15 protein-coding genes and 1 tRNA gene are annotated in these 14,519 nt (G+C 26.5%); 9 read left to right on the plus strand and 7 right to left on the minus strand.

The features are described from left to right. Nucleotides 1–36: 36 nt before the first annotated feature. The 8 genes from H0H64_RS01125 (at nucleotide 37) to H0H64_RS01160 (ending at nucleotide 9,692) form a co-directional block, all read left to right on the plus strand. Nucleotides 37–693: a glycoside hydrolase family 73 protein gene (locus tag H0H64_RS01125; RefSeq protein ID WP_185857515.1), complete on the plus strand. Its 657-nt coding sequence runs from the start codon at nucleotides 37–39 to the stop codon at nucleotides 691–693. Between the two features lie 44 nt (nucleotides 694–737). Then, nucleotides 738–1,139 (plus strand): glycine cleavage system protein GcvH, encoded by a 402-nt coding sequence (gene gcvH, locus H0H64_RS01130; protein ID WP_185857516.1) that lies wholly within the window; start codon nucleotides 738–740, stop codon nucleotides 1,137–1,139. Between the two features lie 21 nt (nucleotides 1,140–1,160). Continuing rightward, nucleotides 1,161–3,410, plus strand: coding sequence for a heavy metal translocating P-type ATPase (locus H0H64_RS01135; protein WP_185857517.1), 2,250 nt, complete (start codon nucleotides 1,161–1,163; stop codon nucleotides 3,408–3,410). A 6-nt stretch (nucleotides 3,411–3,416) separates the two neighbouring features. Beyond that, entirely contained in the window at nucleotides 3,417–3,575 is a 159-nt protein-coding gene (gene ccoS / locus H0H64_RS01140; protein WP_238784997.1) for a cbb3-type cytochrome oxidase assembly protein CcoS, read from the plus strand. Nucleotides 3,576–3,583: 8 nt separating this feature from the next. Continuing rightward, nucleotides 3,584–5,782, plus strand: a complete 2,199-nt coding sequence (ccoN, locus tag H0H64_RS01145; RefSeq protein ID WP_185857518.1) for a cytochrome-c oxidase, cbb3-type subunit I — start codon at nucleotides 3,584–3,586, stop codon at nucleotides 5,780–5,782. A 204-nt stretch (nucleotides 5,783–5,986) separates the two neighbouring features. Then, nucleotides 5,987–6,874 (plus strand): cbb3-type cytochrome c oxidase N-terminal domain-containing protein, encoded by an 888-nt coding sequence (locus H0H64_RS01150; RefSeq protein WP_185857519.1) that lies wholly within the window; start codon nucleotides 5,987–5,989, stop codon nucleotides 6,872–6,874. A gap of 56 nt (nucleotides 6,875–6,930) precedes the next feature. Continuing rightward, nucleotides 6,931–7,386 carry a FixH family protein gene (locus H0H64_RS01155; RefSeq protein ID WP_185857520.1) on the plus strand — a complete coding sequence of 152 codons (456 nt, stop codon included), beginning with the start codon at nucleotides 6,931–6,933 and terminating at the stop codon, nucleotides 7,384–7,386. A gap of 26 nt (nucleotides 7,387–7,412) precedes the next feature. Beyond that, nucleotides 7,413–9,692, plus strand: coding sequence for an NADP-dependent malic enzyme (locus H0H64_RS01160; RefSeq protein WP_185857521.1), 2,280 nt, complete (start codon nucleotides 7,413–7,415; stop codon nucleotides 9,690–9,692). Here the strand turns inward: H0H64_RS01160 and murI are convergent. The 4 genes from murI to H0H64_RS01180 all read right to left on the minus strand — a co-directional run bounded on the left by murI (nucleotide 9,679) and on the right by H0H64_RS01180 (nucleotide 11,262). After that, a complete protein-coding gene (gene murI / locus H0H64_RS01165) occupies nucleotides 9,679–10,491 on the minus strand; it encodes a glutamate racemase (protein ID WP_185857522.1) in 813 nt (270 codons plus the stop codon). The two genes, H0H64_RS01160 and murI, sit on opposite strands and share 14 nt — an antisense overlap. Nucleotides 10,492–10,493: 2 nt before the next feature. Then, complete coding sequence (locus tag H0H64_RS01170) at nucleotides 10,494–10,823, minus strand: hypothetical protein (RefSeq protein WP_185857523.1); 330 nt, start codon at nucleotides 10,821–10,823, stop codon at nucleotides 10,494–10,496. A 112-nt stretch (nucleotides 10,824–10,935) separates the two neighbouring features. Continuing rightward, nucleotides 10,936–11,178, minus strand: a complete 243-nt coding sequence (gene rpsT / locus H0H64_RS01175) for a 30S ribosomal protein S20 (RefSeq protein WP_185857524.1) — start codon at nucleotides 11,176–11,178, stop codon at nucleotides 10,936–10,938. Between the two features lie 12 nt (nucleotides 11,179–11,190). Beyond that, nucleotides 11,191–11,262 (minus strand) — tRNA-Glu (locus tag H0H64_RS01180). Between the two features lie 237 nt (nucleotides 11,263–11,499). On the opposite strand from H0H64_RS01180, the gene H0H64_RS01185 reads away from it, so the two are divergent. Beyond that, a complete protein-coding gene (locus H0H64_RS01185) occupies nucleotides 11,500–11,937 on the plus strand; it encodes a C40 family peptidase (protein WP_185857525.1) in 438 nt (145 codons plus the stop codon). Here H0H64_RS01185 and H0H64_RS01190 read toward each other — a convergent pair. Genes H0H64_RS01190 through H0H64_RS01200 form a run of 3 tightly spaced genes read right to left on the minus strand, consistent with a single transcriptional unit; the run spans nucleotide 11,922 to nucleotide 14,516 of the window. Continuing rightward, entirely contained in the window at nucleotides 11,922–13,193 is a 1,272-nt protein-coding gene (locus H0H64_RS01190; protein ID WP_185857526.1) for a 3-phosphoshikimate 1-carboxyvinyltransferase, read from the minus strand. The two genes, H0H64_RS01185 and H0H64_RS01190, sit on opposite strands and share 16 nt — an antisense overlap. A gap of 3 nt (nucleotides 13,194–13,196) precedes the next feature. Then, nucleotides 13,197–13,526, minus strand: a complete 330-nt coding sequence (locus H0H64_RS01195; RefSeq protein ID WP_185857527.1) for a nucleotide pyrophosphohydrolase — start codon at nucleotides 13,524–13,526, stop codon at nucleotides 13,197–13,199. Nucleotides 13,527–13,529: 3 nt separating this feature from the next. Beyond that, nucleotides 13,530–14,516, minus strand: coding sequence for a transketolase family protein (locus H0H64_RS01200; RefSeq protein ID WP_185857528.1), 987 nt, complete (start codon nucleotides 14,514–14,516; stop codon nucleotides 13,530–13,532). Nucleotides 14,517–14,519: the final 3 nt, after the last annotated feature.

The following is a 14,519-nucleotide window of genomic DNA, read 5'->3' on the forward strand; positions in this document are numbered from 1 at the left end:
AAAAAATGTAATTTTATTTGTCAAAAGTTAATAAAAATGAAAAAATTTTTTTATTTTGTATTATTCTTTTTGATGTCATTATTTTCTTTTTCACAAGAAAATAAGAAAGAAAAAGTAACAGAGAATGTGATTGAATATATTAAAAAATATGCTGTTTTTGCGATTGAAGAAATGGAAAAATTTGGAATTCCAGCAAGTATTAAATTGGGTCAAGGGATTTTGGAATCTTCTAGTGGAAAAAGTTCTTTATCCAAAGCGACAAATAATCATTTTGGAATTAAATGTGGAAAAAATTGGATAGGAGATGTTTATTATCATGATGACGATCTTCCTAAAGAATGTTTTAGAAAATATAATTCCGTGCAAGAATCTTTTCATGATCACTCTAAATTTTTACAGCAACCACGTTATTATAAATTGTTTTTTCTTAAAAAAAATGATTATCAAGCTTGGGCTACGGAACTAAAAAAAGCAGGTTACGCGACATCTTTAAATTATGCAAATTTGTTAATTGATCAAATTGAAAAATATTGTTTATGGAAGTTTGATCAAAACACTACTTCTAGTATAGAAAAAAGAATCGATCAATATTTGAATTATATAAAAAATAAAAATCAAGATTCGTTTTTCAAAATTCTTAGTAAAAAGCTCCGTTTTTTTATAAATTTTTTATCATTCAAAAAAATTGAATAGTGTGAAAATAAATCATTCTTCGAATTATAAAATTTATTGAATATATGAATCCTAATAATTTAAGGTATAGTAAAAATCATGAATGGATAGGTATGCTAAATGAAAAAAATCAAACTTATGTAGGGATAACTCATTTTGCTCAAAATGAGTTAGGAGACATTGTTTATTTAGACATAGAAGATTCCATTATAGGAAAAAAAGTAAAAGCAGAAAATTCATTTGGAACAATAGAAGCGGTAAAAACTGTTTCAGATTTATTCATGCCAGTTTCGGGTTATATTCTTGAAATTAATAATAAATTATCTTCACAACCAGAACTAATTAATAAAAGTTCTTATAGTGAAGGGTGGATTATTCGAATAGAAATTATAGACATCAAAGAATATGATAAATTAATGTCTTCAAAAGAATACCAAAAATATATACAGGAACAGGAATCTAATTAATCATGAAATTATTGAAAGAATATGAAAGAACAAAATATTTTTGATTTTCTTGATGATAAAAAAATTTCAGATAAAATAATTGATTTTAACCATAAAAATATTACTAAAGTTCGTTTTTTAATTCCTTCTATTCATTGTAATTCTTGTGTTTTCATTTTAGAAAGATTACCCAAGCTACATAAAAATATTTTTGATTCTACTATTGATTTTTACAGTAAACAAATTTGGATTACATTCAATAATATTGAACTTAAACTGAGTGATATAGCTAAATTACTTGATAGTATGGGATATAGACCTTCGATTAATTTTGAATCGATAGAAAATAAAAAAAATAATACGAATTTATTAAGTCGAAAATTAATAGGAAAACTAGCTATTTCTTTTTTTTGTTTTGGCAATATTATGCTTTTAGCTATACCGGAATATGTTGGTGCTCAAGAAGATATATGGTTTATGGAAAATCGTAATTTTTTTCGTTATTTAATGGTAATCTTATCTTTACCTGTAGTCATATTTTCTTTTACTGATCATATTAAATATGCTATATTAGGATTGAAAAAACATGTTTTGAATATCAATGTTCCAATTTCTATTGGAATATTGGTTCTTTTTTTATGGAGTTGTTATGAGGTTTTTTTTGATTTAGGTTCTGGTTATTTTGATAGTCTTTCTAGTTTTTCATTATTTCTACTTATAAGTAAAATATTTCAAATACATACTCATAATAAAATTTTATCTTTTGATAAAAATTACAAATCTTTTTACCCAGTTTTAATAACAAAAATACATAGAGATGAAAAAAATGAAAAAGAAGAAAAAATTTTGCTTTCTTGCTTGAAAGAAGGTGATCATATTTTAATCAGAAATGAGGAAATTGTTCCTGCTGATTCTGTATTAATAAAAGGAAATGCTGTATTAGATAACAGTTTTATTACAGGAGAATCCTATTTAATTCCTAAAAAAATAGGAGAACGAATCTATGCTGGTTCTAAACAAAAAGGAGAAGCTATTATTATAAAAGTGATCAAAAATGTAGATCATAGTTATTTAAGTTTATTATGGAATAAGAATAAATTTAACCAGTTTCGTAGTAAAAAATTATTTGACTTGAATTCAATATCAACTAGATTTAGTCAATATTTTACTCCTATTATTTTGATAATTTCAATCATAACTGGAATATACTGGTCTTTTAGTAATGACGTTACAAAAATTTTTCAAACAGTTTTTTCCGTTTTGATTATTACTTGTCCTTGCGCTTTAGTTCTTTCTGCTCCATTAATTTTTGGAAATATTATACGTTTTTTTTCTAAAAAGGGTTTTTATGTGAAAGATATTTTCACAATGGAAAGAATGTCTTCAGCTAAAACTTTAATTTTTGACAAAACTGGAACTATAACTGATCCCAATAAAGAAAAAATATCTTTTGTAGGAAAGATGAAATATGAAGAAAAAAAAATTGTAGCTTCTTTATTAAAAAATTCAATTCATCCTTTAAGTAAAAAAATATTATCAGAATTAACTATAAAAGATTTTTATCTTATAAAAAATTTTAGGGAGATCATAGGGAAAGGATTAGAAGGAATCATAAAAGATATACCGGTAAAAATTGGTTCTTCAAAATATTTAGGGATTACAAAGAAAATAATTAATGAAAATAAAGAGAGTCAAACAACAGTTTTTATTTCTATAAATAATAAATTCGTAGGTTATTTTTTATTTAGAAATTGTTATCGTGAGGGAATAGAAAAAATGTTTCAAGATTTAAAAGAATATAAAATTATTATCCTTTCTGGAGATCATAATGATTTAGAAAAAAAATATTTACAGTCGATTTTACCAAAATCAAGTCAAGTTTTTTTTAGTCAAAGTCCAGAAGATAAACTGAATTATGTTAAAAAATTACAAAAAAATGGAGAAGAGATTATGATGTTTGGAGATGGAATTAATGATTGCGCTGCGTTAAATCAAAGTGAAGTAGGAATTTCTGTATCCGAAAACCCAACTAGTTTTTTTCCAAATTGTGATGCTTTTATGCAATCTAATTGTTTGAATAAAATTTTTTTATTTTTGAAGATATCTAAAGTCTCTGCAAAATTAGTATTTTGTAATTTTATGATCAGTTTATTTTATAATAGTGTAGGAATCTTATTTGCAATTACCGGGAATTTAAGACCTTTTATCGCGGCTATTTTGATGCCTTTAAGTTCTCTTTCTGTTATTTTTTTTTCTATTCTATCTACTTGGATCATTTCACGTAAATTTTAGTTGATTATGTTTATGGATATATTAATTATTATGATATTATCTAGTATTTCTTTGGGAGCATTTTTTCTCATATTTTTTTTAATTGGTCTTTATTCTGGACAATTTGATGATTATGAATCTCCTAGTGTTAGAATTTTAATTGATGATGATTTTGAAAAAAATTAAATTTTCTGATGAAATTAAAAACATATTATTATAATAACAGTATTGTAAAAGCTTTTTTATATGCTACGATATTCTGGGCTATGATTGGATTTTTAGCTGGACTATTTATAGCCTTATTATTATTTATTCCTGAAATTCCTGAATTTATTTTTGGTAATAAATTGAAGGATACTCAAGGGGTCATGGGGTTTGGTAGATGGAGAATGTTACATACAAGTACTGCTATTTTTGCTTTTGTAGGAAATATTATTTTTACAGGTTATTATTATGCTTTACAACGTTTATTAAAAACGAGGATTTTTAGTGATATTCTCAGTTGGATTCATTTTTGGGGATGGCAAATATTTATTATCTCAACTTGGATTACTTTCTTATTAGGAATTAATACAAGTAAAGAATACGCTGAACATGAATGGCCTATAGATATAGGAGTATTGTTTATCTGGATTATTTACGGAATAAATATGATTGGAAGCATTCTGAAAAGAAAAATTCAGCATTTGTATGTTAGCGTTTGGTTTTTATTAGGAACATGGGTTGCTGTAGGGATGTTACATGTATTTAATAATCTTGAATTACCTATATCTCTTTTATCTTTTAAAAGTTACTCTATATATGCTGGAGTACAAGATGCATTAATGCAATGGTGGTATGGACACAACGCAGTGGCATTTATTTTAACCACACCTATACTGGGTTTAATGTATTATTTTGTTCCAAAAGCATCTAATCAACCTATTTTTTCTTATAAACTTTCTATTATACATTTTTGGTCATTAATATTTATATATATTTGGGCAGGACCTCATCATTTAATGTATACATCACTTCCTAATTGGGCTCAAATGTTGGGGACAATTTTCTCAATTATGTTAATTGCTCCTTCTTGGGGGGGGATGTTAAATGGATTGCTTACTTTAAGAGGAGCTTGGAATCAAATGAATAAAAATCCTATTTTAAAATTTTTTGTGGTTGGAATTACTTGTTATGGAATGGCGACCTTTGAAGGTCCTATGTTAGCGACTAAAACTCTAAATTCTATAGGTCATTTTACAGATTGGGTTATAGCTCATGTTCATTTAGGTACTTTGGGGTGGAATGGTTTTATGGCTTTTGGAATTATATATTGGTTAACTCAAAAAATATGGAATACAAAGTTATATTCTATACTATTGGCTAATATTCATTTTTGGATGGGTGTTTTAGGTATTATTTTATATATTTTTCCTATGTATTTTGGATCTGTTTTACAATCTATTATGTGGAAAAAGTTTAACCCTGATGGAACTTTAGCTTATAAAAATTTTTTAGATTCTGTTTTATCTATTATTCCATTTTATAAAATGAGATTTGTAGGTGGATTTATTTACTTTTTTGGCTTTATTTTAATGATTTATAATATTTTTAAAACAATAAAACAAGGTAATTCATTAGATAATGAGGAATTTAAATGTGATCCATTTTATGATAGTTATAATAATAACAAAGATAAAGTAGAAACATTCCATAGTTGGTTAGAAAAAAAACCAATACAATTGGCTATTTTTTCTTTTATAGCAGTAGCTATTGGAGGTTTAATAGAAATCATCCCTACTTTAGTAATTAAATCTAATGTTCCTACAATTCATAATGTTAAACCTTACAAAGCCCTAGAATTAGAAGGGAGAGATCTATTTGTGAGAGAAGGATGTAATGCTTGTCATAGTGCACAAGTTCGTCCATTTAGAGATGAAGTCGTCCGTTATGGAGAGTATTCTAAAGCTGGAGAATTTGTATATGACCATCCATTCCTTTGGGGATCCAAACGAACAGGTCCAGATTTAGCTAGAGAAGGAGGGAAAAACCCTAATTCCTGGCATTTTAATCACATGTATAACCCTCGTTCTACTTCTCCTGGATCTATTATGCCAAGATATCCTTGGTTAATTTATAATAAATTGGACAGATCTAATACAGAAAAAAAAATGAGAGCTATGGTAAAATTAGGAGTTCCATATACTTTTGAATATATAAAAAAAGCAAACCAAGATATGGATCATCAAGCAAGTCAGATTGTACATGATATTTATCAAGAATATCCAAGTTTAAAAAAAGAAATAGATCAACAAAGAAAAATAGAAAAAGAAAAATTCATTCCATTGAAAGAAAGAGAAATTATAGCTCTTATTGCTTATTTACAAAGATTAGGGACAGATATTAAATCTTAACAGATATAAAAAAATGATAAGTTTTTTTAAACAATATTTTACAGGAGAAAAAAATATAGGTATTTTTCAATCTATCATGTTAATTTTATTTTCATTGGCGTTTTTTTTTGTAATATTTTTTGTTTTTTCAAAATCTAAGGAATATTATTATAAAATAAGTTTAATTCCCTTAGAACTAGAAAAAGAAAAAAAAAAGGATAGGTTATGAGATCTAAAATCTCTTCTTTTATTATGATACCTTCTTTTTTATCTGTTATAATATTCATGCTTTATGTGTTTTTTATAAGTTATAATCACATATCTTATTTAGTACATCCTATTACTATATTTTTTTTTATTATAATTACGGTATTGTTGTGTATTTTGGAATCTATTAATAATTTGATTTTTAGGATACAATTACGATTTCTTTCAGAAAAAGAAAGGAAAAAAATTTTTGAAGAAAATGAAGGAAATTATTTTTATAGGCTTTACAGATTCATATTTTACGATTATAAAAAAATCAATCATGATGAAGTTAAAAAAATAGATCATGGATTTGACGGAATTATAGAACTAGATAATCAATTGCCTATATGGTGGGTTCATCTTTTTTATCTTACAATTGCTTTTTCCGCGATTTATTTTTTTTCTTATTTATTAATAGATTATTCTAATCCTTATAAGGAATATGATATAGCTTATAAAAATCAATTAAAAAATATTGAAATTTTTGAAAAAAATACCCCACAGGTAACTATAGAGAATGCACGTTTTAAAGAAAATTTAATCAATAGTGGAAAAGTTCTTTTCGAGGAAAATTGTGCAACTTGCCATCAATCGGATGGTAGTGGGAATATCGGTCCTAATTTAACAGATGATTATTGGATCAATGCAAAAAATAAAGATTTATTTAAAAACATATTTTATTTAATATGGAATGGAAGCGATAATAATCCAACTATGCGTGCTTTTGGTCAATCAGGAGAAATTAAAGGAAATGATATTGAAAAAATATCTAGTTATGTTTATTTTATCAATCAAAAATCTAATAAACCTTTAATAAGTAAGGCTCCTCAAGGTATAAGAAGAAGCGAATGGGGTAAGATATAAATAAGTCATCCATTAATTTCCCTATTTTATTTGCAAAAAAATTTAAAGTTTTAATTATGAAAATTAAATTCAATTGGGATACTGGAATCGTGTTATCTTTAGTTGTTTTTATAATCTTTATTATTTACATTGCTTTCTTTTTTCCACATGTAGGAAGTCAACTTGTATCAGATAGATATTATGAAGAAGAAATGAAATATCAAGAAATTATAAATGAGAAAAAAAATGTATTAGAACTTCCTATAAAAATAAAAGTTTTTATTTCCTATTCTGGAATTGAGATAATATTCCCTCCTGTTGAAAATGACATTCGTGGTTTTTTCACTTTATTTAGATCTTCTTCCAAAGATTTAGATTTTACGCAATCTTTCAAAATATTGAAATCTTCCAAAAAAACATTGTTGATTCCAAAAAAAATTTTAAAAAAAGGATACTATAAACTTATAATCAGATGGAAAACAGATAAAAAATATTTTTTTGAAAAAGATATTTTTTGGAATCAATATGGATAAAAAAATATTTTAAACATAATGACATAATGAGAAAAAACATAAGTAATTTTCGTGAAGAATCTTTAAATTACCATAGTCAGTTTCCTTCTGGAAAAATACAAATTACCCCTACGAAAAAATATAGCAGTCAAAGAGATTTATCTCTTGCTTATTCTCCAGGAGTAGCTGAACCTTGTAAGGAAATTGCTCGTTCTTCTATAGAAGTATATAAATACACATCTAAAGGAAATCTTGTCGCCGTGATTACTAATGGATCTGCAGTTTTGGGTCTAGGTGATATTGGAGCGTTAGCTTCTAAACCAGTAATGGAAGGAAAAGCTCTTTTATTCAAAATATTTTCTGGAATAGATGTTTTTGATATAGAAATCGACGAATCTGATCCAGAAAAATTTATAGAAACAGTAAAAGCTATTGCTCCTACTTTTGGCGGAATTAACCTAGAAGATATAAAAGCTCCAGAAGCTTTTGAAATAGAAAGAAGACTTAAAAAAGAACTTAATATTCCTGTTATGCATGATGATCAACATGGAACAGCTATTATTTCAGGAGCAGCGCTGCTTAATGCTGTTACTTATGTTGGGAAGGAAATTCATGAAATTAAAATGGTAGTTAATGGAGCTGGTGCTGCAGCAATTTCTTGTGCGAGAACATATAAACAACTTGGAGTGAAACCTGAAAATATTCTTATGTTTGATAGTAAAGGTTTATTACACATTTCAAGAAAAGATTTAAATAAAGAAAAAAAAGAGTTTTCCGTAAATATTTATCCAATTAAAAAATTGGAACAAGCTATTAATAACGCAGATGTTTTCATCGGTTTATCCATAGGAGGAATATTAACGCCTAACATGCTAAAAAGTATGGCTAAAGACCCAATCGTGTTTGCTATGGCAAATCCTGATCCAGAAATAGATTATAATTTAGCAATTAAAGCACGTCCAGATGTTATTATGGCTACAGGAAGAAGTGATTATCCCAATCAGGTGAATAATGTATTAGGATTTCCTTATATATTCAGAGGAGCATTAGATGTTCATGCTAATGTGATCAATGATGAAATGAAACTTGCGGCAGTACATTCTATCGCCTCTTTGGCAAAAGAACCTGTTCCGGAACAAGTTAATATTGTTTATAATAAAAAAAACATTTCTTTTGGAAAAGAGTATATCATTCCAAAACCTTTTGATAATCGCTTAATTACTCGTGTAGCTCCTGCTGTAGCAAAAGCAGCTATGGATTCTGGAGTAGCCAGAAATCCTATTTTAGATTGGAAAGTTTATCAAGAAAAGTTGCTCGATAGAATGGGATATGAAAGTAAAATGCTTCGAATGATTCAAAATAGAGCACGTACAAATCCTAAAAAAGTTGTTTTTTGTAATGGAGAAGAATACGATATTCTGAAATCGGTTCAAATTCTTCATGAAGAAGGAATTGTTTCTATTCCCATAGTTTTAGGAAATGAATACAGGATCAAACGTTTAATTAATGAAAATAATTTAGATATTGAACTAGAGATTATAGATCCAGAAAAAGAAGAAAATATAAAAAAAGTAGAATATTTTGCCCAAATACTTTGGAAAAGAAGGAATAGAAAAGGTTTAACTTTATATGATTCCAAAATTCGTATGCGTACTAATGATCATTTTGGAGCTATGATGGTAGATCAAGGGATAGCAGATGCCGTTATTACAGGATATTCCAGAAGTTTTTCATTAAGTTTACGTCCCATGTTAGAGGTTATCGGAAAAGCTGATTTTGTTCACAAAACAGCAGGAATGATGATATTACTAACGAAACGTGGCCCTCTATTTTTAGCAGATACAGCAGTGATTCCAGACCCAACAAGTAAAGAGTTAGCTAGAATAGCCTTAATGGCTTCTCATGTGGTTAAAAGTTTTGATATTGAACCACGTATAGCTATGTTATCTTTTCAAAATTTTTCATCTGATTCAAAAACATCTTTTAAAGTTTCTCAAACAGTATCTTTTCTGCATAAAAAATATCCAGATTTGATAGTAGATGGAGAAGTACAACCTGACTTTGCTTTGAATGAATTTTTATTATCTAAAAAATTTCCTTTTTCTAAACTTGTAAAAAAAAGAGCAAATATTTTTATTTTTCCAAATTTAGAATCAGGAAATTTAACTTATAAATTTATTAGAGGTTTAGGTGATGTTCAAACTATAGGACCTGTAATGTTAGGAATGCGCAAACCTGCACATGTTATGCAGATGCAATCTAGCATAGAAGAAATAGTTAATTTAGCTACTTTAGCTGTAATAGATGCACAAATTAGAAAAAATTAAAAATATGTGTTTTAAAAAACACTTTTTTTCCAAAAAGAATTCGTACTTTTTTTTCAAAAAAAATGGGAATAGAAGTAGATGTATAAAAAATAGGAAATCTATTCCAAGTAGGGTGTAAGCATAATAATTTTTGCTCACTTAATTTTTTTTTTATTTCTTGCACTACTATTTTTTGGATATCAATTAAATGAACTTTTCCATGATAAAAATTTTCTATTTCTTGTTTCAAAAATAAATAATGAGTACAAGCTAATAATATTGCATCTATTGACTTTAAGTGATTTAAATAATTTTTTATAATAGGATTTATTTTATTTGTTCCCCAACCATTTTCTATAATAGGCGCTAATAAAGGAGTAGACATTTGAACTATATCTAAATGACTATAGTATTTTTTTATTTTTTTTGTGTACAAATTTGAATGTACAGTAGCAGGGGTAGCGATTATTCCTATTTTTTTATAGGATAGAAAAATTGTATTTTTTACCACAGGATCTATAACATTAAATATCAATATTTTTTTATGAAATTTTTTTTGAATTTGATCCAAAGCGTTAGATGTAATAGAATTGCATGCTATAACTAAAGCTTTACACTTTTTTTCATAAAGAAAAGAAGCTATTTTCATCGAATATTTTCTAATAAATTCTTTAGATTTTTCTCCATAAGGCATATTTTTGGTATCTCCGAAATAAATAAAATCTTCATTAGGCATCTGAATTTTCATTTCTTTAGCTATAATAAGCCCTCCAATTCCAGAATCAAATATTCCTATTGGAGATAATGTACTTATTTTCATATTTAAATTAAATTAAATGGAAAACGAATTATAAAAGCTAATACAGATAAAAAAAACAAAAGTAAAATTGTATGAGTAATTTTTTGATATTGATTGTTCTTGTTGGACAATTCTTTATGGAAAAGAATAAATATAAAAGAACCCAGTATCATCATAATTGGATGTTCAATCAACTTAAAACGAATTTTTTTTTGTTTGAAAATTTCAACAAACTCAATTCCATTTTTGAATAAAGAAAAAAAATGGAAAAACATTAACAATAAACCAATAAAAATTTGAATAAAAATAATGAATACTGTAAAATTTAATACAATTCTAAAAAAAAAATCCAACTTTTATTTGTAAATATTTTTTTACACCATAAAAAAGAAATATATATCATTTCCATGATTAGAAAAATTATCAATGAAAAAGCTATATAATGATGAAATTTCAGTAAAACTTTCATGAGTTAGAAAATAATTTCTTAATCAATTTTTTTTTCAATCTAGCAGCTTTATTTGCATGTATAATATTTTTTTTGGATAATTTATCTATCATAGAAATAACAATAGAATATTGTTTTTTATTTTTATCTATTAACAATTTTTTTATAGCTGTTTTAGTGCTTTTATATACATATTTATTACGTAATCGTCTAGTGTAATTCTGTCTGATTCTTTTTAAAGAAGATAAATGATTTGCCATAAGAAATAATTATAGCCCATAGGGGAATCGAACCCCTCTTTCCAGGATGAAAACCTGACGTCCTGACCAATAGACGAATGGGCCTTTTATCAAATAATTAATGACACAAATTAAATTTTTTTTATATTTAATACAAGTATTTTGTTTACATTTGATAATCTCTTTTTTTTTCAATATCGTTTTTTAAACAAAAAAAAGTCTATCATAAATTCTAAAATTGTTTTACTTATAATTTTTTATTATCATCTTATTTCTATTTCATTATATGGAAATGTGGAATGCAATAAAAAATATGAAAGAATTTTTTTCAAAAAAAAAAAGATGTACAAAAATAATTCAAAAAATTATTTCCAATTCTTTAAAGAACAGAAAAAATACATTATAGAAAAAGCTAAAAATTACATGTATACTCCATATAGATATGGAGGTACGACCAAAACTGGAATTGACTGTTCTGCTTTTATAAAAAATGTTTTTGCTTCTCACAAGATATTATTGCCCCGTATTTCTTCTAATCAAGCCAAAAAAGGCTTCTTTATCCCAAAAGATAAAATAGAAAAAGGTGATTTATTATTTTTTGCAACAGGAACATCTAATAAAATTAATCATGTCGGAATGGTAATCCACATTACGAGTAACAATAACATATTTTTTATTCACGCATCTACATCTAATGGAGTAATTATATCTCAATTATATCAAAAATACTGGAATCATAGATTTATTATGGCAAGGAGAATCATTTATTCTTCATCGTAATCGTAAGAATCAATTAAAAAACCTAAATATTCTAAATCTTTCCAAAAATTAGGATATGATTTTTCTACTACATTTGGATTATCGATTTGTAAAAAATCAAAGCATAATCCAAATGTAGAAAAAGACATTGCCATTCTATGATCTTGATAAGTTTTAATCCTAATAAAAGAATCAATCTTTTTTCTATATAAATCTGTTATTTCTATACAAGAATCTGTAATTTTTGTTCTTACTCCAAATTTTAAAAGCTCTTCTTTTAATGCTTCTAATCTATCTGTTTCTTTAATTTTCAATGTTTCTAATCCTTTTAAACTACATTTTATGCCAAGAGCAGCACAAGTAACAACAATAGTTTGAGCAAGATCGGGGGTTTTATTTAAATCTAATTCAATAAATTTTGGTAAGAAAAAATTCAATTTTTTATTTAATGTTATTATATTTTTATCTTTATCAAAAACAGTAGAAATTCCAAAATATTTGTCATATATATAAGATACTTTTTGATCTCCTTGTAAACTATCATTGCTATATGAACGTAAAATGATATGGCTTTTCTTTGCAATAGAAGCCATAGAATAATAATAAGAAGCAGAACTCCAGTCTGATTCTACAGAAAAATATTTTTTACCCCTATTTTTTACTGGATAAATATGGATAATTCTTTCTTTCCAATCAACTTTTATTCCGGCTAAAGTCAGTAAATCAAAAGTCATTTTTATATAGGGGATAGATGTAATATTTCCTTTGAGAAAAATTTTTAACCCCATTTCAAATTGACTCGCGATTAACATAAGAGAACTTATGTATTGACTGCTAACTTCTGCATTCATATCTATTTCTCCTCCTAAAATTTTTTTCCCAAAAATTTGTATTGGGGGAAAGCCAACCTTTTTCAAATAATCAATTTTGGATCCTAGTTTTTTTAGGGCTTCTACGAGTAGAAAAATAGGTCTTTCTTTCATTCGATCTGATCCTGTTAATATTACTTTTTTTCCCTCTTGTATAGAAAAATAAGAGGTTAAAAAACGCATAGCAGTTCCAGAATGATGAATATCTAATATATTAGAAGGGCTAATTAAACTTTTTTTTAGTACTTCTGTATCTTCACAGTTAGAAATATTTTCAATATGAATATCATCTTTATAAATAGCTTTTAAAATTAGAAGACGATTAGATATACTTTTAGATCCCGTTATAGATATAGAGCCATATAAGGAACTACTGTTTTTTTTGTAAATCTTAATGTAAGAAGACATATTTTATTTTAATTTTTTATTTTCATGATGTCTGGCATGATCTCTCATTTCCTTTTTTTTTAATTTGATCCGAAAGGATTTCTCTAAATCAATTCCAGTCTGATTTGCTAAACAAGCTATGATAAATAATACATCTGATAATTCTTCTCCAAGGTCTTCACTTTTTTTACAATTTTTTTTATTCGACTGTTCTCCATAATTTCTAGCAATAATTCTAGAAACTTCACCTACTTCTTCCGACAAAAGAATTGTATTAGTTAACACATCAAAATAACGAACTCCATGATTAACTATCCAATTATGAACTAATTTTTGTAAATTTTTGATTTCCAAAATTTATCGTTTGTTTTTCTTATTCAAAACCAATTGAACATGATTGATAATAGAATCACGATCAATATTATACTTTTTTAAAAGTTCCATAGGTTTTCCGCTTTCTCCAAAAGTATCGTTAACAGCTACTAAACTTTGAATAAAAGACCATTTATTATTATGTTTATTATTATAAGTAGTTAATATCCTAGCAATACTTTCTCCTAACCCACCCCAATAATTGTGTTCTTCTGCAGTAACAATACATTTTGTTTTATTAATGGATTTTAAAATAGTATTATTATCTAATGGTTTAATCGTATGAACATTAATAACTTCACATTCTATCCCTTTTTTTTCGTATAAAATTCTAGATGCTTCTAAAGATTCCCAGACCAAATGTCCTGTACTAACAATTGTAACATCTTTTCCCTCTGTTAAGACTACAGCTTTTCCGATTTTAAAAATCTGATTTTCATCTGTAAAATTAGCCACAGCAGGACGCCCAAAACGTAAATATACTGGACCTAAGTGATTCGATATGGCTAAAGTGGCTGCATAAGTTTGATTATAATCACAAGTGTTAATAACAGTCATGCCAGGTAACATTTTCATCATTCCTATGTCTTCTAAACTTTGATGTGTAGCGCCATCTTCTCCTAGAGTTAAGCCAGAATGAGAAGCGCATATTTTTACATTTTTGTAAGAATAAGCAATAGATTGACGTATTTGATCATAAACACGAGATGTAGAAAAATTAGCAAATGTCCCAGTAAATGGAATATATTCACCGATGCTAAGTCCAGCTGCTATCCCTATCATATTAGCTTCTGCAATTCCTATTTGGAAAAATCTTTCAGGAAATTCTTTAGAAAACTGATCCATAAATAAAGAAGTCGTCAGATCTGAACATAATGCGACCACTTTATAATTTGTTCTACCCAAAAAAGTCAAAGCTTTTCCAAAACCCGCTCTAGTTTCTTTTAGTCCTTTATTTTCATATTGTTTCATAAA

The sequence above is a fragment of the Blattabacterium cuenoti genome, from assembly GCF_014251635.1.
GTDB lineage: Bacteria > Bacteroidota > Bacteroidia > Flavobacteriales > Blattabacteriaceae > Blattabacterium > Blattabacterium cuenoti_S.